The organism is Methylophilus aquaticus (assembly GCF_030769565.1).
GTDB classification, from domain to species: domain Bacteria; phylum Pseudomonadota; class Gammaproteobacteria; order Burkholderiales; family Methylophilaceae; genus Methylophilus; species Methylophilus aquaticus.
Genome location: NZ_JAVCAP010000001.1, coordinates 255,266 through 276,320 on the forward strand (window position 1 = coordinate 255,266; position 21,055 = coordinate 276,320).

At 50.1% G+C, this 21,055-nt stretch carries 15 protein-coding genes; 7 read left to right on the forward strand and 8 right to left on the reverse strand.

Going from position 1 to position 21,055, the window contains the following annotated elements; translation table 11 throughout:
• Nucleotide 1: 1 nt before the first annotated feature.
• Nucleotides 2–1,630 carry a sensor histidine kinase gene (locus Q9291_RS01175; protein ID WP_306388149.1) on the reverse strand — a complete coding sequence of 543 codons (1,629 nt, stop codon included), beginning with the start codon at nt 1,628–1,630 and terminating at the stop codon, nt 2–4.
• Between the two features lie 92 nt (nt 1,631–1,722).
• Here Q9291_RS01175 and Q9291_RS01180 point away from each other — a divergent pair, with 92 nt between their 5' ends.
• Together Q9291_RS01180 and Q9291_RS01185 are read left to right on the forward strand one after the other, a co-directional pair.
• Complete coding sequence (locus tag Q9291_RS01180) at nt 1,723–2,745, forward strand: putative porin (protein WP_306388150.1); 1,023 nt, start codon at nt 1,723–1,725, stop codon at nt 2,743–2,745.
• Nucleotides 2,745–3,239, forward strand: a complete 495-nt coding sequence (locus Q9291_RS01185) for a hypothetical protein (protein ID WP_306388151.1) — start codon at nt 2,745–2,747, stop codon at nt 3,237–3,239. The genes Q9291_RS01180 and Q9291_RS01185 overlap by 1 nt, the downstream gene beginning before the upstream one ends.
• Here Q9291_RS01185 and Q9291_RS01190 read toward each other — a convergent pair whose 3' ends face one another.
• Genes Q9291_RS01190 through cptA form a run of 3 tightly spaced genes read right to left on the reverse strand, consistent with a single transcriptional unit; the run spans nt 3,240 to nt 7,335 of the window.
• A complete protein-coding gene (locus tag Q9291_RS01190; RefSeq protein ID WP_370530713.1) occupies nt 3,240–4,955 on the reverse strand; it encodes a phosphoethanolamine transferase in 1,716 nt (571 codons plus the stop codon).
• The gene (locus tag Q9291_RS01195) at nt 4,937–5,662 is read right to left on the reverse strand and encodes a phosphatase PAP2 family protein (protein ID WP_306388153.1); all 726 of its coding nucleotides are present in this window, start codon (nt 5,660–5,662) and stop codon (nt 4,937–4,939) included. Before Q9291_RS01195 ends, Q9291_RS01190 begins: the two co-directional genes overlap by 19 nt.
• Nucleotides 5,632–7,335, reverse strand: a complete 1,704-nt coding sequence (gene cptA / locus Q9291_RS01200; RefSeq protein WP_306388154.1) for a phosphoethanolamine transferase CptA — start codon at nt 7,333–7,335, stop codon at nt 5,632–5,634. The genes Q9291_RS01195 and cptA overlap by 31 nt, the downstream gene beginning before the upstream one ends.
• Before the next feature lie 270 nt (nt 7,336–7,605).
• Between cptA and Q9291_RS01205 the strand changes: the two genes are divergently transcribed.
• From Q9291_RS01205 to Q9291_RS01220, 4 genes are all read left to right on the forward strand, one after another.
• On the forward strand, nt 7,606–8,298 hold the full coding sequence (locus tag Q9291_RS01205; protein ID WP_306388155.1) for a thermostable hemolysin: 693 nt from the start codon (nt 7,606–7,608) through the stop codon (nt 8,296–8,298).
• A 30-nt stretch (nt 8,299–8,328) separates the two neighbouring features.
• Entirely contained in the window at nt 8,329–9,819 is a 1,491-nt protein-coding gene (locus Q9291_RS01210) for an AMP-binding protein (RefSeq protein WP_306388156.1), read from the forward strand.
• On the forward strand, nt 9,816–10,499 hold the full coding sequence (locus tag Q9291_RS01215) for an iron-containing redox enzyme family protein (protein WP_306388157.1): 684 nt from the start codon (nt 9,816–9,818) through the stop codon (nt 10,497–10,499). The genes Q9291_RS01210 and Q9291_RS01215 overlap by 4 nt, the downstream gene beginning before the upstream one ends.
• A gap of 387 nt (nt 10,500–10,886) precedes the next feature.
• Nucleotides 10,887–11,678 (forward strand): SDR family oxidoreductase, encoded by a 792-nt coding sequence (locus Q9291_RS01220; protein WP_306388158.1) that lies wholly within the window; start codon nt 10,887–10,889, stop codon nt 11,676–11,678.
• 57 nt (nt 11,679–11,735) lie between these two features.
• Here Q9291_RS01220 and Q9291_RS01225 read toward each other — a convergent pair whose 3' ends face one another.
• Nucleotides 11,736–12,665 carry a quinoprotein relay system zinc metallohydrolase 2 gene (locus Q9291_RS01225; protein ID WP_306388160.1) on the reverse strand — a complete coding sequence of 310 codons (930 nt, stop codon included), beginning with the start codon at nt 12,663–12,665 and terminating at the stop codon, nt 11,736–11,738.
• A 90-nt stretch (nt 12,666–12,755) separates the two neighbouring features.
• Here Q9291_RS01225 and Q9291_RS01230 point away from each other — a divergent pair, with 90 nt between their 5' ends.
• Nucleotides 12,756–13,352, forward strand: coding sequence for a cytochrome b (locus Q9291_RS01230; protein WP_306388161.1), 597 nt, complete (start codon nt 12,756–12,758; stop codon nt 13,350–13,352).
• 83 nt (nt 13,353–13,435) lie between these two features.
• On the opposite strand, the gene hemE is transcribed toward Q9291_RS01230, so the two are convergent.
• The 3 genes from hemE to Q9291_RS01245 form a co-directional block, all read right to left on the reverse strand.
• Nucleotides 13,436–14,500: a uroporphyrinogen decarboxylase gene (gene hemE / locus Q9291_RS01235; RefSeq protein WP_306388162.1), complete on the reverse strand. Its 1,065-nt coding sequence runs from the start codon at nt 14,498–14,500 to the stop codon at nt 13,436–13,438.
• Nucleotides 14,501–14,701: 201 nt separating this feature from the next.
• Entirely contained in the window at nt 14,702–16,129 is a 1,428-nt protein-coding gene (locus Q9291_RS01240) for a glutamate synthase subunit beta (RefSeq protein WP_306388163.1), read from the reverse strand.
• An 86-nt stretch (nt 16,130–16,215) separates the two neighbouring features.
• Entirely contained in the window at nt 16,216–20,865 is a 4,650-nt protein-coding gene (locus tag Q9291_RS01245) for a glutamate synthase-related protein (RefSeq protein WP_370530722.1), read from the reverse strand.
• Between the last annotated feature and the right edge of the window lie 190 nt (nt 20,866–21,055).

Consider the following 21,055-nt stretch of genomic DNA (forward strand, 5'->3'; position numbering starts at 1 on the left):
ATTATTCTGAACTCAAAGGGAACGTAAGGTTAAATTGGGCACCTTGCCATTGGCTGGTGCAGTAACTGATTTTACCACCATGCGCTTCAACAATCTGTTTAACTACCGCCAGGCCTAGACCGACGCCACCGGCCCGCTGGGTGAAAAATGCTTCAAACAAGTGAGGCTGTTGCGATAACGGCACGCCGGGGCCATTGTCTGCAACGCTGATCAGTGCATTGTTATCATGCGTGGACAAGCGGATATCAATATGACCGCCTTCGGGCAATATCTGGATGGCATTCATCAACAGATTTAATAATACTTGGGTCATCTGGTCCTGATCGGCTGCCACGGTCACAGGTTTCTCGCCATGCAGGGAAAGCGCGATGTTTCTGGAAGCGGCTTGATTTTGCAGCATGGCAGTGACATGTTGCAAATGCGATTGTAGCTCCAGCGGAATTTTATTGGGCAGGCGTGGCCGGGCCGAGTCAATCAGTGCGCTGACCAGCTTGTTCAGCCGCTCTGTTTCCGAAATAATAAAGCCCAATACCTCACGGCCGTCACTGCTCAATTGGGGCTCGCGTAACAGAACATCTGCTGAAGAACGCAAGATACCTAACGGCGTGCGCACTTCGTGGCTCATTGCGGCGGCCATTTCACCCACGACGGCCAGTTTGGCGGCCTGTGTGAGTTGTTGTTCTGATTCAGCCAGCTCTTCAGTCATCCTGGTGAATGCCTGGTGAAGCGCCTGAACCTCACTCGGCCCGCTCAGAACGGGAGGGACGGCATCTGGTTGCCGCAAGCGCTGCACATAGCGCGTGAGGGCTTCCAGCGGGCGGCTGATATTTTGTCCAATGGGTCGCACCAGTAAAAGCGAGAATCCCAGAATGAGGCCCAGCAATACTACAAAAATCAACCCTAGTCTGTGCACGGGCGCAACTGCAACATCATGATCTTTATTCAGAATGATTTGCCAGTCAGTGGTGGGCAAGGTGCTGGCAAGGGGCGCACGCGTGTGCAGACTATGTTTTTTATCTGACCAGTTGTTTGATTGCGCAAGGAGGTGCCCCCTGCTGTCAACCAATGCCAGTTCTGTGCTGTGCTGTGCCGCATGATCCAGCATATTGCCAATCACATGCCAGTTAAAGGTAGCGACCAAGTGGCCCAGTGGCTGTAATGTGATTTGAGAAATCACTGGCGCGGAAATCATTAACTGCTGATTGGTTAAGTGATAAATGATGATTGGGTGCTTATTCTCCTGAAAGGACATCCAAACCGGGGGCGTGCCCAGTAATTGCCCGATATTGGCAGGCTTGCTGGAGGCGATGACTCTGGATTCCAAGTCTACAACATCAATACTTGCATATTGCCCGGCATAGCTTCGTCCGGTCTCTGCCAGAAAAATGGACAACCTTTTATCAATGTCTCCGATTTGCATGTCTTGCATAATTGCAAGCTGGCTCCAGCTGGTTATATTCTGGATGCGCTCAAACAAGACTCTGTCTATATGCTCGGCGACTGCTTTACCCGTGGTTTGCAAGTCGTGCTGGATTTCGATGCGAAGTGCTTGACGGGCTTGGTAAAAACTCAATAGGCTGACCAACAGTGCAGGCAGCAGACCTGCCAGCAGAAATGCAATTAAAAGCATTTTTCTGATAGTGAGTGGGGCCTTAAAAGACATGGAGTATGAGAAAATGTTGTTTACGGGGTATGGCAAGTCTTGTCATCAGGAATGCGGATATGTTCATAAATTTCTTCAGAGTCGTGGTTAGTGTAATCAGCCTGTGTGTGCTCTGCAAGCCGCTTTTTGCTGAAGAGCATGCTTCCTTCTGGGAGGGCTTCAGAGTGGGCGGGTACAGCAGTGCTGATCTGCGCATTCCCCGTACAGAGCCGACACAACTTAAACTGAATGAAATCAGCATGATTGTGACCTGGGATCAGGGCACACGCGTCAAATTCTTTAGCGAGCTGGAGCTCGAAAATCCTGTTTCGTATGACCACCATCTCGGCTTGCACAGTAAGCAAAGCTATGTGGATCTTGAGCGGTTTTATCTTGATTACAGCTTAAGTGAAAAAAGTAATGTGCGTGTCGGGCGCTTTTTGAGCCCGGTCGGACGCTGGAATCAGTTACATGCACCTCCTTTGGTTTGGACTGCCAGTCGTCCACTGGTGACTACAGAGTTGTTTCCGGCTGCGCTGAACGGATTGATGCTGTTTGGGAATGTGCCGTTGCAAGAGCGTTCGCTGGAGTATCAGGTGTATGCCGAGGGGTTAAAAGATCAGCGAAAAGAGCGCGATGAGCGCACCTATCGTGATGTCAAAGGCGCCCGGTTTGCCATCAATAACATTTTTAACTTTGCCAGTGAAAATGCCGGCCTGAATACCTTGGGGCTTAATCTCGCCAGTTATCAGGAGGATCGCCCCGGAGCACCGGCCTATCGTTTGATTGGCATTGATTTTTTACTTGAGTTTGACCGCTGGGAGCTCAGCGGAGAGGCATACAGCCGCAACACTTCACAAGGCAAGGATGCAGGCAGTGGCGCGTATTTACAGAGTGCGTACCTGATTCGCAATGACTGGTACTGGATTACGCGGTTGGAGAACCTGCATTATCCAGCTGAGCAGAATGCAGAACGCTGGGTATTAGGCGTGACTAAAAGACTGAAACCCAATCAGCTGCTGAAGTTCGAGTTTGTGGGGGGAAGCGCCGAGTACGAAGATATCCCGCGTGGTTTTACAACTTCATTTGCGGTGATGTTCTAATGTTTTCCAGATTTAGAAGCTGTGTGCTGGTTTCGATGTTCTGCGTTTGGTCGAGCGCAGGACTGGCTGTAGAGGATCCCGTTATTGCCGTGATTGTATCTGCATTATCTGCGAATGCGGTTAGTGTGTCAGTGGGTGATCTGGCCTCGATTTACTGGAGAAAAACGTTGTATAACGCCCATGGCAAGCCCTTGCATCCAGTGAATTTATTTGCGGAGCATCCCCTGCGGGTCCGCTTTTCGCAGCAAGTGTTACACAGCCATCCCAAGTCACAATTGGGGTATTGGAACGGGTTGTATTTTAACGGCGTACTCCCGCCCTATACTGTGCAGTCAGAGGAGGCGATGCTTCGTTATGTCGCCGATACCGAGAATGCTGTGGGGTATGTAGACGCCTGCAAGGTCGATTTACGTGTCCGCGCAGTGTTATGGGTCAGTAACGGTAAAGTTCTGACTGAGTCACCCATGTTGCACTGTGAAACGCTGAATCCTTGATTAGCTCTTGCCTGCCGGGCGGCTATTGGGCATGTTAAGTTCTACATGCTGTGCGTGGCGCGTTGCCAATGGTGGTAAATGCAATTGTGCCCTGACATCCTGATTAGCCATCAGCCAGCCAACTTCGGCATGACATACTTCAGACTTCAGTTCATACGCCGTGAGCAGCGTGCAGAACAGATCGTCATGGCTTAAAGGAAAGTTTGCATAAGGCCGGATTTGCGACAGTTGGTAGTCAAAATGCTGACCTAGCCATAAAATTGCCGGCACATGGGTCTGCTCTTTGGGGGCGATTACATAAGGCGCAGCATGTAAGTAAATGCCATGTTCGCCGAGTGATTCACCATGGTCAGCCACATACAACATGGCAGTTTCATGACTGTTATCATATTGTTTGAGAAAGCTGATCACCTGACTCAAAAAGTAATCTGTGTATAAAATGGCGTTGTCATAAGCATTGTCGATTTCTTCTTGGCTGCACTGCGACAAATCGCTTTTGTGGCAGGCCGGTGTGAACTTCTCAAAGGTCTTGGGGTAGCGTCGGTAATACTCCGGGCCGTGATTGCCCATCTGATGCAACACAATCAACATGTCCTGCTTTTGATGCCCAGCGACGACTTTTTCCAGCCCTTTCAGCATCCCCACATCGCGACATTCGCCACTGTCACACACGGTATTGCGGGCGGGTGTTTGATAGTCCTCATAGGGCATGCGGATCGCCACGCCTTTGGAATCGGAGTTATTGTCCCGCCACAGCACGTTGACACCATGGTCTTTCAACACATCCAGTGCGTTTTCCATGTGTTTGGCTTTGTCTTCGCTATATTCACGGCGCCCCAGTGCCGAAAACATACAGGGCACCGAAACCCCTGTTGATGTGCCGCATGACGAGACTTGACTAAAGCTGAGAACCTGCTCTTGCGCTAGGCGAGGATTAGTCAACTTGTGATAGCCATTGAGTGAAAAGCGGTCATACCGTGCAGTCTCACCGACCACCACAATAATCAACTCATGTTTGCCACCTGTCACAATACGTTTTGCATCTTTGGCAACGCCGACAATGACTCTGGATTCCGGTAGGCGAAACTGTTGGGTTCCCCATTTGATCAGAGAGTAATGCACAAACGTGGGGTTGGCATACATTCTGACCAGCTTGTGTTCGCGCACAAAGCTGGCAAAGCCCGCAGACTGTGGCAATACACAACCAACCATTAATGCCAGCAACAATCCGATATGGAGTGCACGCTTGGACAAGCGCTCACGCACAAAGCAGCTGGAGGGTGCTTTAAAAAACACCCATAACGCTGGCAAAATTCCGAACAGTCCGAGATAAAGCACCATTTCCCACGAAAACAGGCCTGCGATTTCCTTACTGTCAGTTTGTATAAAGTTATCCAGCATCACTGTGTCAATGATGATGCCGTACTGATGCATATAAAATCCTGCGGCGGCACTGATGATCAGTGTGATTGACAATAACCAGCGTGCCATGCGCCCATGTGTAATTAGCAATAACCAGACCGCCGTTGCCAACGTGAAAAACAAGACCAGACTGATCAATAGCCCTGTCTGATGCATTCCTAAAGGATATAGCTGCCATAAACGGGACAATAATGCCTGGTTGCCAAACAACATCAGCCAAAGGGTTACTGCCCATATCAGACTTGTTTGCGGAGAAAAGAGTTGTCGGACAGGATTCAAAAATCGTGAAAGCATGAGGGGTGACTTCTTGTAAATGATAAAACACAGAGCAACAGTCCGCACATCAGCCATACGGAGCTCAATGTGTGCGAGAGAAAATGGGCGCCACGCATTTGTTGTGACCAGCCCAGTAACAGGCCTGCCGCTAACCCCAGCAAGGCCACCGCCAGTGCTTTGCGTGGATGGTGTGGCAGCCATAACAGACACAAGGCTGATAGCCATAAGCCACTGGTGGCGTGACCCGCTGGAAAACAGTGCCCCGCTTCAGTGGCGGCATGCCATGAAAAAGCCGGGACCCAGGCAATATGACCACCATAACGGGTGATATCCCATGGGCAGGCGTGTGGCATCAGGTGTTTCATCCATGCCACCAGGCTACTGTTTACCAATGCCAGCCCGACTATCCAGCGCAATGCGTAAGCGCTTAATGTATAGCCATGCAGTTTTGCAGGTAAATGTGCTGCGATCGTGGTGGGCAATACCGCAAGAAACAGGAGAATCAGCCAGCAACCAATCAGTATTTTTTTTGCATATGCATGCATGACAGTTTCAAATAAAAAATCGTGCTTTAGTTGAAACCTTTGCTGGTGAAAGTCAAAGGCTTGATCTGCAAGCGTAATATCGATATGCGTTCCATTGGCCAGCCAGACAATGACGGCTGCCGCAACAAGCCATCCTGCCCACAGGCAGATCAATGTTCGGCCAGGTAACCAGGTTTCCATACTGCCAGCTTGTTAAACGTAAATTGTTGAGTGCCTGCCAATGGCTGCAGTTTTCCAAGATGTGGATCACCGACCAGAATGTTGTCTTGCCAAAACGCACTATTAACCAGGCTTTCCTCAGGCTGAAAGCCATCGAAACGAATGCCCGCCAGCTCAGCCATGGTATAAATAAAGTCGGCGTTATCATATTGCTGATGAGTCCTAGCCTGAACTAAGAGCCTTGATGCGTTAAACCAGTTTCCGGAGCGCCATACAATAAACGGGATGCTGTACATTGGCAACGTTGGACTGGCTTCATTTCTGCCCTGAAATTGATAGGGTGCGGTGTCGTAGACATCTTCGCCATGATCAGAAAAATAGACCAGTAAGCTATGTTGCTGTGTCGATTTCAAACTTGAAATGAGCTGCGACAGAATCCAGTCGTTGTAACGGACTGCATTGTCATAGCTGTTGATCAGTGCAACTTTTTCTTCTTCCAGCGCAGGATGAGGCAGCCCTTGCGAGGTTTTAAATACATTAAATTTTTCCGGGTAGCGGTAGCTGTATTTCATATGCGTCCCAAGCAAATGCACCACAATAAATTTTTTCTGATGCGGATTTTTCAGACTTTCTGCAAAGGGATTTAATACTTTGTCATCGAAGCTGTACGCATTCTGGCGACGTTCGTAATTCAAGAAAAACTGCTGGTCTGCCTGTTTGGCAAAAGAGGTCAGCATGGTGTTTCGTCCAGTCAATGTTTGCTGGTTCGTAATCCAGATGGTGTGATAACCCGCCTGTTTCATCATGGCCACCAGCGATGGTTTACTTTTGTACTCATCGGGATGCAGTTGATCTGCGAAAGTTAACACCTGCTGCAAGCTCTCTATGGTGTTGGGTCTTGGCGAGTACACATTGTCAAATACCGTGAGTTCATGTTTAATTTTTGACAGTTCCGGATTGGTATTCCGAGGGTATCCGTATAGGCCCATATGCAGGCGGGAGGTTGATTCGCCGATGACAAGCACAATGGTGGTCGGACCAGGTTTTGGCTGCTCGCGCAGGTGACCAAGTGGTTTGATCGCGTTCATTGTGAGCAGCGTATGTTCAACTTCAGCGAGTTGTGTTTGATAGTTCACATAGCCCAGCAATAGTTGAAAGGGCGGGATAGCTGCCAGATGCTTGTTGATTTTTTTTACAGTCAATCCCCAGTCACCCGTTAGCCCGTATTTGAGCGGAGAGCCGAATGCCAGCAGCAATGTCATCAAGGAGTAGGCGATGGCTTTGCTTTTTTCCAGGTGCCGGGGGCGTAAAGACTGCCACAGCCAAAGTGGAATGCTCAGGTATAAAATGAATATTGGTATAAACCACCACTGAAAATAATTCTTCAAATACTCTTGTGATTCACTTTGATTGGATTCAAACAGAATCATCATCAAGCTTTGGGTAAGCTCTTGCCGGTAAACCAGAAAGTAAGCCAAGCCAGGTAACGCCAATATGCAGATTGTCAGCGCAATTGCGGCACTGAGTTCTCGAATTCTGGTTGGAAACCACCACAGCGGAATTAACCATAAGCTGGAAATAATGACTGCGTCTTTAAAGCCTTCGCCACTGGCTGCGCCAAATACCCACAGTAACAGCTGCGAGAGTCCCCCGAGAATCAAAAACAGGCCATAAGCCTTAATAAACTGTTGCATAAAGTATCGTTATGTTTGTTGGTTATCAATCGTTGAACACGTCTATCGCAAGCGGCATGCCACTTCATTGCACCTACGCAATATATAGGATAACCATATGATTTTATTGATTTAATTTAAATTTTCATCAATGTATGTTTAGAACTTGGTTTTTAAATCCCTGCATAAAATGCAGATGCGCTGGCATAAAATTATTTAAACACTGCAAATATTGCAGGGATGTATGGAGGTGGTTTTTGTTAAGTATTTGATTGTTAATGATTAAATTTTGTGGCACAAGCATTGCAATACATTTTGCATATTGTTGTCTACGAAAGTGACGCCATGCTAAATGCTGAATCCTGTACTGAATTTTATGCAGCCCCCTCGGCTTACCAGCTGAGAGAGTTTGCACAGACAAGGCGATATGAAGTGAATGAAATTACTGCGCATGCGATTGGGCTGACAGCGGCTTGCCGACCAGAGGTGGAAGCGTTCATTGCCACGGTATTCCGGCAGGTGTACGGCGCCGAGATTCATCACTTTATGCCTGAACTGGTGGCATTGCGTGATGCCAATGGGGTGTTGATGGCGGCGTTTGGTTTACAAAGTGCTGCGAATGAAACGCTTTTTCTTGAACAGTATATTGATGAGCCGGTAGAGCAGTTGATGTCGCGTCAGTTAGGGCGCTTGATTTTGCGTGACGAAGTGACTTGTATTGGTAATCTTGCAGTTGCCAACCCACGTAATGCCGGTGTGCTGATTGCACATATTATTCAGTACAGCATGAGTTTAAATCTGCCATGGGCGGTTTCAACTGTGCACCACAGTTTGCAAAATGGCCTGATTAAAGGCGGGCGTGATTTGTATCCTTTGGCGGAGGCCAACCCGGATAGGCTATCTGTAGAAGAGCGCCAGAAGTGGGGAAGCTACTATCGTAAAGTACCTCAGATTGTGGCTATTCGCGGTGTCGCAGCACCATAGGCTTAGGCGGAAATAAAATAGGAGTCATCGGTGCTAGACCGTATATATGAGTACGCTATCCGCACACCGGAGGTGATTGCGCTAGAGGGGGCCTCGACGACTATTTCGTATCAGGCGTTACCCATTGAAGTGCAGCATGTAGCTGATTGGCTGGCCGCACATATGCCCCGCTCATCTATTGCTTTGGCAATGGATAATAGCCCTGCATGGGTGCTGGTGGATTTGGCGGCAATGACTTTGTCTTTGCCTGCCATTCCGATCCCGGCCTTTTTTTCTGCCAGTCAAAAACAACACGCCTTGCAAGATGCGGGTGTTGGTATGGTGGTCACTGATGATTTGCAAAGCTGGGAGTTGCTGTATCCGCATGCAGAGGTCATCAGTCAACGCGAAGTGGCTGGGAAAGTGTTGACTCTGCTGCGTGTTTCTTCATCCATCGGCGAGCATGCGGCAGCAAAAATTACCTATACTTCTGGCACCACCGGTCAACCGAAAGGCGTATGTTTGCCTGCGCAGGCCATGTGGCAGGTTGCAAGTGCTGTACATCAGGCAACACAGTCTCCGCAGCATGACCGGCATTTTTGTATATTGCCGTTGGCCACCCTGCTGGAAAATGTGGCGGGTGTTTATGCGTCTTTGTTATCTGGCGCGACGGTCGTCATCTACAGTTGCCATCAGGTAGGGTTTACCGGAAGTCAATTTGATATCCAGCGCTTGTATGCTGGGTTACGCGAAACCCGGTCAACCACTGCAATTCTGATTCCGGAGTTGTTGCGTGCGTTGGTTATGCTGTTGCAAACCGGACAGCACGTGATAGACAGCTTGCGCTTTTTGGCGGTTGGCGGTGCACGCGTTTCACCTGCATTACTAGAGGAAGCACATGCGCTCGGCTTGCCAGTGTACGAGGGCTATGGCTTGTCTGAGTGTGCGTCAGTCGTCACACTGAATACCCCCGGGGCAGGCAAGACGGGCAGTATCGGTAAAGCCTTGCCTCATGTACAGCTCAAGCTGGATGCGGCTGGCGAGTTGTGGGTCAAAGGAGCTGTGTATGATGGCTATACCCACGGTCAGCAGGGCGTCCTGCCCGCCAGTACGGATGCCGATGGCTATATTGCCACTGGCGATCTGGCATTTCAGGATACGGACGGCTTTTGGTATGTGTCTGGGCGCAAAAAAAATGTATTGATTACTTCATTTGGGCGCAATGTTTCCCCTGAGTGGGTGGAAAGCGAGTTGATGTTCAGCCCGCATATTATGCAGGCTTGCGTATTTGGAGAGGCGCGACCCTTTAATGTGGCTGTACTGGTTCCACGCGCGACATCCACTGCGGTCGAGATTGCGCAGGCGGTGGCACAGATTAATGCTGGTTTGCCGGATTATGCGCAGGTGGCTGATTGGGTCATCGCCGAGACATCATTCAGCCCGCACAACAGCCAACTTACCGCCAATGGCCGTCTCAAGCGTGACCAGATCTGGCAATATTATCAACCCGCCATTGAGGCGGTTTATCAGGAAATATTATGAGTTTTTATCAAGAGTTATTGGCAGCAACGGCTGACGAACGCGATGCATTGATGTCTTTGCCGCTGATTGTGCACGGGGCACAGGGAAAAATCACGTTGGAAACTTATCGTGCATTTTTAATCCAGGCTTATCATCATGTCAAACATACCACCCCCTTACTGATGGCCTGTGGCGGACGTTTGTCTGGGGAATACGAGTGGTTGCGCACGGCAATTGGGGAGTACATTGAAGAGGAAATGGGACATCAGGAGTGGGTGCTGAATGATATTGCTGCTTGTGGCGGCGATAACGAGGCCGTACGTCACAGCGTGCGTGAAGACACATCTGCCTGTCATGCCACCGAAGTCATGGTGGCTTATGCCTACGATATGATTTACCGGGTTAACCCTGTAGGTTTCTTTGGCATGGTGCTGGTACTGGAAGGCACCAGTACGGCGGTTGCCACCCAGGCGGGGGAAACGCTGATGACCAGTCTGGATTTGCCTAAAAAAGCATTCAGTTACTTACTTTCGCATGGTTCGCTCGACATTAGCCATGTATCATTTTACGAGCGCTTGATGAATCAAGTAACCAAGCTGGAAGACCAAAAACAGGTTATTCACGCAGCCAAGCGTTTTTACCGGCTCTACGCAGACGTATTTCGGCATCTCGCTGATCAAAGTGCCGACATGGCACAATAAAGATAGGACGCGTCTATACACTTAAGAGGCATCAGCCAGACGCAGCGCGATTGGAAAAATTTGACGAGACGTACAATTGATCTGTGCGGCTAAATTTTGATAAGGGCACCTCTAAAAATTCAAATTCCGTTACTGCGTTGCTCATAAAAAATTTCTCCTTACATATCAACTATATGCGGCATCAAATGGGGTAAGCAGGCAATGCGTGAAACGCATGCTCGCAAAATTTTTTACTCGCGCCAAGGCTAGCTTGGTAATTTGAATTTTTAGAGGCACCCATAAGCAACATTGTCTGGCGATATTTTCTTGTCTCGCAGGCAGTTTACGTTGAAACGCTTGATGGGTTGAATGTATAGAAGTGCCGATCACCATACAAGGGGCAGGATAATGCAATTACACAATCAACATATTGTTTTGACAGGGGCTACCGGCGGACTGGGGCTCGCATTAGCGCATGCACTACAGGCCAAAGGTGCCGTGTTATGCCTGGTGGGGCGAGACCCGAAGAAATTGCATGCTTTGCAGCAAGCCTTGAGTGCCAAGGGTGGGCAAGCGCATTATATCGTGGTGGATTTGACTCAGGCACACATGGCCACTCAGCTGGTCAAACAGGCCGTTGCAGTGGTGGGCACCGTGGATATGGTGATTAATAACGCCGGTGTGATTGATTTTACTGCTTTTGAGCAACAGACGGATGAAGCGATTGCACAGATGATACACACCAATGTGACGGCCACTATCCAGATCAGTCGTGCTTTTGCGGCCTATTTTAAGCAGCGTGAGCATGGCCGTTTTGTGTTTATCGGGTCTATTTTTGGCTCGCTGGGCTTTCCGCATTTTGCCACTTACTGTGCCAGCAAGTTTGCAGTGCATGGATTCAGTCAGGCCTTGCGCCGCGAACTGGCCGATACGCCTATCGGTGTCACTTATGTCGCGCCGCGCGCGATCGCCACAGCCATGAATGATGATCGCACCAATGCCATGTGGAAAGCTTCAGGCCAGGCGATAGACCGTCCGGACGATGTGGCCAGCCAGGTTGTGCGCGGACTGGAGCGCGAAAAACAAGAGATCTTTATCGGCCAGCCGCAAAGCTTTTTTGCCTGGATGAATGGTGTGGCCCCCAGATTGGTAAATCTCGGCCTGAAACAACAGGCCAGTTTGGCGAAGCGTTTTTTATAAGCAGCGTGAGTTTGCTGGCTGGGTTTGTATACCTCAACCTATGCCGTCAACTGTGTATTATTCCCACTCCAGTTGCGGGTAAACCACATTGACATTGCGACGGTTGGCGATGTCAAACAACACCCATTTGTCACGTTCTCCCGAGGCGGCACTGTCCATGGTTTTTTCCATGCTGATGCCTTTTTGAATGCTGATGCGAATATCCGTCAATAATGTATTCAGATAGCGTAGTTCGTTGCCTATGATGACTGTCTGGTCTTTATTTTCCAGCCCATGTCCGGGCACAATCAACGCATATTTTTGTTGGTTGATGCTTTCCAGTACCGCAATCAACCCCTTGATGTCACCCTCTACAACTGGGGTCCGTTGTGCAAATAGTAAATCACCCGCAAACAAGGTGTCGGTCTGTTTGTCCAGCACTGTTAAATCAGTATGTGTATGGGCAACAGACCGAGCCTGCAGCAGCAGGCTTCGGCCGCCGAGCTCAAGCGTAATGTCCTGTTTAACAGCCATGTCTGGCGTAATGGTGGTGCTTGCCTGACCCTCTTCACCCAGCAGGCGTGTATTCAGTTTCTCGTATTGCTCCTTGCGGAGCAGCATGGTGTTGGCCAGCTTTTCATGGCCAACATAATGTGGATGCTCCGTCTGGAACGCAGCATTGCCATAGGTGTGATCCGGGTGCACATGCGTGTTGATGACATAACGGATAGGCAGTGGGCTGACTTTGCGTATCGCCTGCAGTAATTGTTCACCGGTATGTTTGCTGCCACCGCTATCAATGACTGCAATCCCATCTTTGCCAATAATGACGCCCAGATTGCAAATATCCCCTTGGTAGCCTTCATCAATATCGAGATGCTGGCCATGATGCACGTAAATGCCTTCTGTCACTTGACTTAGTTCAAAGTCACTGGCGCAGACAGGCGTACAAAATGATACAAAGCCGAGTATGATGCCAGCGCATAAACTTTTAATTTTTGATACCATGTGATTCACCCCCATGAATGATTCATGCATCATAATCAAAATACAAAATACCACAATGTGACAGCCGTCACATGGATTTAAGGAGACTACATGACTGCAACAACCCGTTATACCAAGGTGGCCATTATTCTGCACTGGTTAATTGCCTTGGCTATTTTCTTCATGATCGGTCTTGGCTGGTACATGACAGACTTGCCCAAAGACGGTCCCAAGCAGATTGCATTTGATTTGTTCGATTTAGGCATCTACAGCTGGCAATTGTCTGAGCCTGGCAGTCCGCGTATGTTCTATTTCAATCTGCACAAGTCGATAGGCCTTACATTATTTGCCCTGATTCTTTTCCGTGTCTACTGGCGTGTAACGCATACCCCTCCGGCCATGCTGAGCAGTTACAAAGCATGGGAACGTAAACTGGCCACAGGCACCCATCATTTTTTGTATTTGTTGATGGTGGCAATTCCATTGACCGGTTTGCTGATGTCACTGAATAGCAAGTTTGGCATTAACTGGTTTGGCATGCATGTGTTTGATGGCGTGGATAATAAAGAGGTGCGTCACACGTTTGAGGAATTGCACGAGCTGGGCGCCAATCTGGTCATTGCGCTGATCATTGTGCATATTGTAGGCGCATTCAAACACCATTTCCTCGACAAGGACGCGACCCTGTCGAAAATGTCGCTCAAATAGACTGCGCTGAAATGGACTGATGGTTGGTCAATGAAAGAAGCCCGCATTTGCGGGCTTCTTTCATTGTAAGGGTGGGAAATGCGCTATTGATGGTATTGCGGACTGAGTCTGCGTATCGTTTCCAGCATGCAGGCCGCGTGTTCTGGCGGTGTCCATTGGGTAATGCCATGACCAAGATTAAACACGTGGCCGTGGCCGTGGCCGTAGCTGGCGAGGACACTGGCAACCTCTTTTTCAATCGCTGCTAGTGAACTCAGTAAAATCGCAGGGTCCATATTGCCTTGTAAAGCGACCTTGTCACCGACACGTTGACGCGCCTGCCCGATGTCTATGCTCCAGTCCAGGCCCAATGCATCTGCGCCAATGTCTGCTTGCGCCTCCAGCCAGAGGCCGCCACCTTTAGTAAAGACAATGCTGGGTACAGTCTTGCCTTCCGCTGTTTTGGTGAGGCCGGTCACAATTTTCTGCATATAGTTGAGTGAAAACTCGCGATAGGCATTGTGTGACAATGCCCCCCCCCAAGAATCAAAAATCATCACGGCTTGCGCGCCTGCGGCGATTTGCGCATTCAAGTACTGAGTCACTGTCTGTGCGGTGATCTCTAAAATATGATGTAGCAGTTCTGGTCTGGCATAGCCCATCTTCTTGGTGTTGAGGAAGTCTGTGCCACCTTTGCCTTCTACCATGTAAGTGGCAAGTGTCCAAGGGCTACCGGCAAAGCCAATTAATGGCACGCGGCCATTGAGGGCTTTGCGGATGCTGCTCACCGCATCAAATACGTATTGCAGCTTAGCCATGTCCGGCACTTCAAGTTTGCGGACATCTGCTTCAGCCTGCAAGGTGCGCTCAAATTTTGGCCCTTCTCCTTCTTCAAAATACAGTCCCAGACCCATGGCATCCGGTACGGTCAGAATGTCACTGAACAAAATAGCCGCGTCCAGTTGCGGGTAGCGATCCAGTGGTTGCAACGTCACTTCTGTGGCAAACGCAGGGCTTTGGCATAGCTGCATAAAGCTGCCAGCGGTTTTACGGCTTTCACGGTATTCAGGCAGGTAGCGTCCGGCCTGACGCATCATCCAAACCGGTGTGTGCTCTGTGGGCTGGCGCATCAGGGCGCGTAAAAAGGTATCGTTTTGCAATGGGCTCATAGGGTGCGGTCTTCAGGCCTTACGCAAACAAAAGGGATCAAATCACTTTTGTTCAGTGTCAGGACCAGTAAAAAAATCAAAACAGCATTATAAAGTGCGCAACGCCGATTCACTGCACAGAATTGTGTTTTTTTGTGCTATCGCAAATAGAAACGCCGATGGTCTCACCATCGGCGTTTGCAGTCTTGCAAGGGCCTTGCCTTAGCGGGGCAGGGTAGAACTACCCATCAGGAAAGCATCGACTTCACGTGCGCACTGGCGTCCCTCACGAATAGCCCAGACCACCAGTGATTGCCCACGGCGCATATCGCCTGCAGCAAATACCTTGGCTTTGTTGGTTTTGTAGCAGCCCTCGCCGTCGGTGGTGGCCTTCGCATTGCCGCGGTTGTCTTTTTCGACACCAAAAGCATCCAGTACTTTTTGTACTGGTGCAACAAAGCCCATGGCCAGAAACACAAGGTCAGCCGGGATGGTGAATTCGGAGCCAGGAATTTCCTGCATTTTGCCGTCTTTCCATTCTACGCGGGCACCTTTGAGCGCTTTGACCTTGCCATTTTCGCCGATCAGTTCCTTGGTGGTAATCGACCAGTCGCGGTTGGCCCCTTCCTCGTGTGAACTGGAGGTGCGCATTTTGAGCGGCCAGTTAGGCCATACCAGTGGTTTGTTTTCTTTTTCCGGTGGTTGTGGCATTAATTCAAATTGTGTGATGGTCAATGCGCCATGACGGTTAGAAGTGCCTACACAGTCAGAGCCGGTGTCTCCACCGCCAATTACGATCACATGTTTCCCTGTGGCCTTGATCTGGTCAGGCACGGTGTCACCCGCGACCATTTTGTTATTCGGTGTCAAAAAGTCCATGGCAAAATGCACGCCATCCAGTTCGCGACCTGGTACCGGCAAGTCACGTGGATACTCTGCACCACCCGCCAGAACCACCGCATCATAGTCACGCTCAAGCTCTGCCGCGCTGACATTTTCCCCCACGTTCTGGTTGACCTTGAATGTGACACCTTCGGCTTCCATTTGCACCATGCGGCGGTCAATGTGTGACTTTTCCATTTTAAAGTCAGGGATGCCGTAACGCAGCAAGCCGCCAATACGGTCATTTTTTTCAAGCACAGTCACGCTATGGCCGGCGCGCGCCAGTTGCTGTGCAGCTGCAAGACCTGCTGGGCCAGAGCCGACTACAGCAATTTTTTTGCCCGTTTTATTCGGGTTGATCTGCGGCGTCACCCAGTTGTTTTCCCAGGCTTTGTCGATAATCGCGTGCTCAATCGATTTAATGCCGACGGGATCATTGTTGATGTTTAAGGTGCAGGCGGCCTCACAGGGGGCGGGACAAATGCGGCCGGTGAACTCCGGGAAGTTATTGGTGGAATGCAATACATCAATTGCATTGCGCCAATCCTGGTGATAGACCAGATCATTCCAGTCAGGAATGATGTTGTTGATTGGACAGCCGGTGGTACAGAAAGGAATGCCACAGTCCATGCAGCGTGCGCCTTGCTGTTTGGCTTGATCGTCTGTCAGATGCAGCACGAATTCTTTGTAGTTTTTGACACGATCCTGCACCGGCAAGTTAGCCTCGCTCAGGCGCTCGAATTCCATGAAACCTGTGACTTTACCCATGTGAAACCATCTCTTCCCTGGCACCCTTAGCAGGTGCACTCTTTACAAATGCCCCGCGATGCAGGGCATTTAATTAACAAAAACGATTATGCAGCTTGTTTGGCAGAAACCGCAGCCATCTCGGTCAGTGCGCGTTTGTATTCGTTAGGGAATACTTTTACGAACTTGCTACGTGCGGCAGGCCAGTCAGCCAGGATATCCTGGGCGCGTGGGCTACCAGTGAGGGCTGCATGCTGCTCGATCAGGCCTTTCAGCGTGACTTCGTCCGGTTGACCTAAATGCTGCACTTTACCGACATCGGCTTCGGCTGCTTCGACTTTTTCCAGGCTGACCATACTCATGTTGCAGCGTTTTGCAAACTGGCCGTCAATGTCATACACGTAGGCAATCCCTCCACTCATGCCCGCTGCAAAGTTCTGGCCGGTTTGGCCAAGAACCGCGACGGTACCGCCAGTCATGTATTCACAGCCATGGTTGCCCACGCCTTCTACGACAGCAATGGCACCTGAATTTCGTACACAGAAACGTTCACCGGCGACACCGCTGAGGAAGCTTTGTCCGGTAGTTGCACCGTACATGACCGTGTTGCCGACGATGATGTTTTCATAAGACAGCCCGCGGAAGGTGGCTGGTGGCTTGATGATGATTTGACCACCACACAAGCCTTTGCCCACGTAGTCATTGCCTTCACCTGTCAGTTCAAAGCTGATGCCTTTTGCAAGGAACGCAGCAAAGCTTTGGCCTGAAGTTCCTGTGAATTTGACACTGATGGTGCCATCAGGCAAGCCAGCGTTGCCGTAACGGCTGGCCACTTCATGCGACAGCATGGTGCCAACGGTGCGGTTGGTATTGACGATAGGCAGCTCGATGGTGACTTTCTCACCTTTTTCCAGTGCCGGTTTTGCCAGTTCTATCAGTTGGTTGTCCAGTGCCTTGATCAGGCCATGGTCTTGTATGTCATTGTTTTTGCGTGATACCGAGGCTGGCATGTCTGGTAAATGAAATACCTTGCTGAAGTCCAGACCGTTTATTTTCCAATGCTCAATCCCGGCTTTCATATCCAGCAAATCAGCACGGCCAATCAGGTCATCAAATTTGGCAATCCCCATGCTCGCCATCAGTTCGCGTACCTCTTCAGCGACAAAGAAGAAGTAATTAACGACATGTTCTGGCTGACCGGTAAATTTTTTGCGCAATGCAGGGTCTTGTGTAGCGACTCCGACCGGGCAAGTATTCAGATGGCATTTGCGCATCATGATACAGCCTTCAACGACCAGTGGTGCGGTGGCAAAGCCGAATTCATCGGCACCTAGCAAGGCGCCAATCAACACGTCACGGCCAGTTTTCATTTGGCCGTCTACCTGTACAACTACACGGCCACGCAACTGATTAAGCACCAAGGTTTGCTGTGTTTCAGCCAAACCAAGCTCCCACGGGGTGCCTGCATGTTTAATCGATGAAATTGGTGAAGCCCCTGTGCCGCCGTCATGGCCAGCCACCACAATATGGTCAGACTTGGCTTTTGCAACACCAGCAGCGACCGTGCCGATGCCTGTTTCAGACACCAGCTTGACTGAAATCGAGGCTTTCGGGTTGGCGTTTTTCAAATCATGAATCAATTGCGCCAGATCTTCAATCGAGTAGATGTCATGATGAGGTGGCGGTGAAATCAGACCTACGCCTGGTACTGAGAAACGCAATTTGGCAATATAAGGTGAGACCTTGTGGCCTGGCAATTGACCGCCTTCGCCCGGTTTTGCACCCTGCGCCATCTTGATCTGAATCTGATCGGCGCTGCTCAGATATTCTGCGGTCACACCAAAGCGACCTGAAGCCACCTGTTTGATGCGCGAACGCATGGAGTCGCCTGCTTTCAACGGCACATCTGCTTCAATCAGGTCGCTACCCAGTACTTTGGCGACGCTAGAGTCGACTTGTACAGGGATGAAGCGTTTGACATCTTCACCACCTTCGCCAGTATTGGATTTTCCGCCAATACGGTTCATGGCAATGGCAAGCGTGGTATGGGCTTCAGTAGAAATTGAACCCAACGACATGGCGCCAGTTGCGAAGCGTTTAACAATATCTTTGGCTGATTCCACCTGATCCAGCGGGATAGCGGCTCTTAAAGGCTTGATTTCAAACAGTCCGCGCAAGGTCATGTGGCGGCGGGTCTGGTCATTAATCAGCGCAGCATATTCTTTGTAAGTTTCGTATTGACCGGTACGGGTCGCATTCTGCAGTTTGCTGATGGATTGTGGTGTCCACAAATGCTCTTCGCCGCGGACACGGAAGGCGTACTCGCCGCCTGCCTCCAGTGCATTGGACATGACCGGATCATGACCAAACGCCAGGTTGTGCATGCGTACGGTCTCTTCAGCTACTTGCTCAAGCCCGATGCCTTCGATCTGGCTAACGGTGCCGGTAAAGTAATCATTTACAAATTGACTGTTAAGGCCGATGGCTTCAAAAATCTGTGCGCCACAGTAAGACTGGTAAGTGGAAATGCCCATTTTGGACATGACTTTATACAGGCCTTTGCCAATGGCTTTGACAAAGTTTTTGCCCGCTTTTTCAGCGTCAATGTTCAGTGTGTTAATGGTTTCATACACCAGCCAAGGACATACTGCTTCCGCCCCATAACCTGCCAATAAAGCAAAATGGTGGACTTCGCGGGCTGAGCCGGTGTCGATGACCAGACCTGTGCTGGTACGCAAACCGGCTTTTACCAGAAACTCATGCGTGGCTGAGCAAGCCAGCAGGGCAGGAATGGCGATGCGTGTCGCAGACACTGCACGGTCCGACAGAATCAGAATGTTGTAGCCATCCGCCACTGCTTTCTCGGCTTGATCATGCAGCGTTTCCAGTGCCTGTTTCATGCCTGCTTTACCAGATTGCGCATCGTAAGTGATATCCAGCACGATGGACTTGAACTGACCTTTGGTCAGCGCTTCGATGTTGATCAGTCGCTGCAATCCGGTCAGGCTGATGACTGGCTGGTTGCTTTCCAATCGGATAGGCGGGTTGGTTTCATCAATGCCGAGCAAGTTTGGCTTGGGGCCAATAAAGGTGACCAGAGACATCACCAGTTCTTCACGAATCGGGTCAATCGGCGGGTTGGTGACTTGCGCAAATAGTTGCTTGAAGTAGTTGTAAAGCGTTTTGGCTTTATTGGATAACACCGGCAGCGCCGCATCGTTACCCATAGAACCAGAGCCTTCTTCGCCGTTATCTATCATCGGCTGTAACACAAACTTAAGGTCTTCTTGCGAGTAACCAAATGCTTGTTGGGTATCCAGTAGGCTGGCGCCCAGGTTGACTTCACCTTTGCCTGCATCGGGCAGGTCGGCCAGGTGGAAGCGGGTCTGCTCAATCCACTGACGGTAAGGTTTGGCCTGCGCCAGTTCTTTTTTCACTTCTTCGTCATCAATAATGCGGCCTTGCTCCATGTCGATCAGCAACATTTTGCCTGGTTGCAAGCGCCATTTTTTGACGATTTTTTCCTGCGGGAAAGTAATCACGCCCATTTCAGAGGCCATCATGACGATGTCATCTTCAGTGACCAGATAACGTGCAGGGCGTAAACCATTGCGGTCCAGCGTGGCACCAATCATTTTGCCGTCAGTAAAAGCAACTGCTGCCGGGCCGTCCCATGGTTCCATGAGGGCAGCATGGTATTCATAGAATGCGCGACGGTCTTCATCCATCAGCGGGTTGCCTGCCCATGCTTCGGGAATCAGCATCATCATGGCATGGGGCAGACTGTAACCGCCAGCGACCAGCAATTCCAGGCAGTTGTCAAAGCAGGCAGAATCGGACTGGCCTTCAGCAATCAGTGGCCACAATTTTTCCAGATCTTCACCGATCACGGCAGACTTCATGGTTTCATGACGGGCAGCCATCCAGTTGACATTGCCTTGCACGGTGTTGATTTCACCATTGTGCGCAATCATGCGGAACGGGTGTGCCAAATCCCAGGCTGGGAACGTATTGGTGGAAAAGCGCTGGTGCACAAGGGCCAATGCCGACACGACACGCGCGTCTTTCAGATCCTTGTAGTAAATGCCCACTTCATTCGCCAGCAGCATGCCTTTGTAGACAATCGTGCGGGAGGAGAAGGATGGCATGTAGAACTGGGCTTTGTCTTGCAGATTGAGCGCGCGAATCGCGTGCTCAATACGCTTGCGAATCACAAAACATTTGCGCTCGAAGCTGATGTTGTCTGTCGTTCTGCTGACAATAAACACCTGGCGCATTACTGGCTCAACTGCGCGCGCAGCATCTGCGATGTTGCTGTTGTCGACGGGTACATCGCGCCAGCCCAGCAAGGTTTGCTGTTCTTCAGCAATGATCTGCGCAAAAATAGCTTCGCATTTGGCACGGCTGTCAGCGCTTTGTGGCAAGAATGCCTGGCCTACGGCGTATTGACCGGCAGCGGGCAGTGTCATGCCTAGTTTGGCGGCCTCTTCACGCATGAAGGTGTCCGGCATCTGCATCAGCAGCCCGGCACCGTCGCCCAGCTTGGGGTCATACCCCGTAGCGCCGCGATGGGTCAGGTTGTCCAGCAACTGCAGGCCTTTAGCGACGATGTCGTGGCTTTTCTGGCCTTTAATATGGGCCACAAAGCCCACGCCACAGCTGTCTTTCTCGTGGCGTCTATCGTATAAACCTTGGGATTGAGGGGCTAAACCAAACTTGTTATCCAGAGTGGTTGCGGTATCTTGAGGCGTACTCATCACGTTGTTGTCAGACTGCATATCCATTGCCAGATTCTTCACTTACAAAACATTTGGAGGAACCTTCAATGATACCGTCAAAGTTTAGCAATTTCAATTGTTTAGCATGCGTTAATTAACGGATAAATGCTTTTTTTGTTCAAAGGTGAGAATGATTTTTATTTACAATGTGCAGCCGGCCAGCCAATGC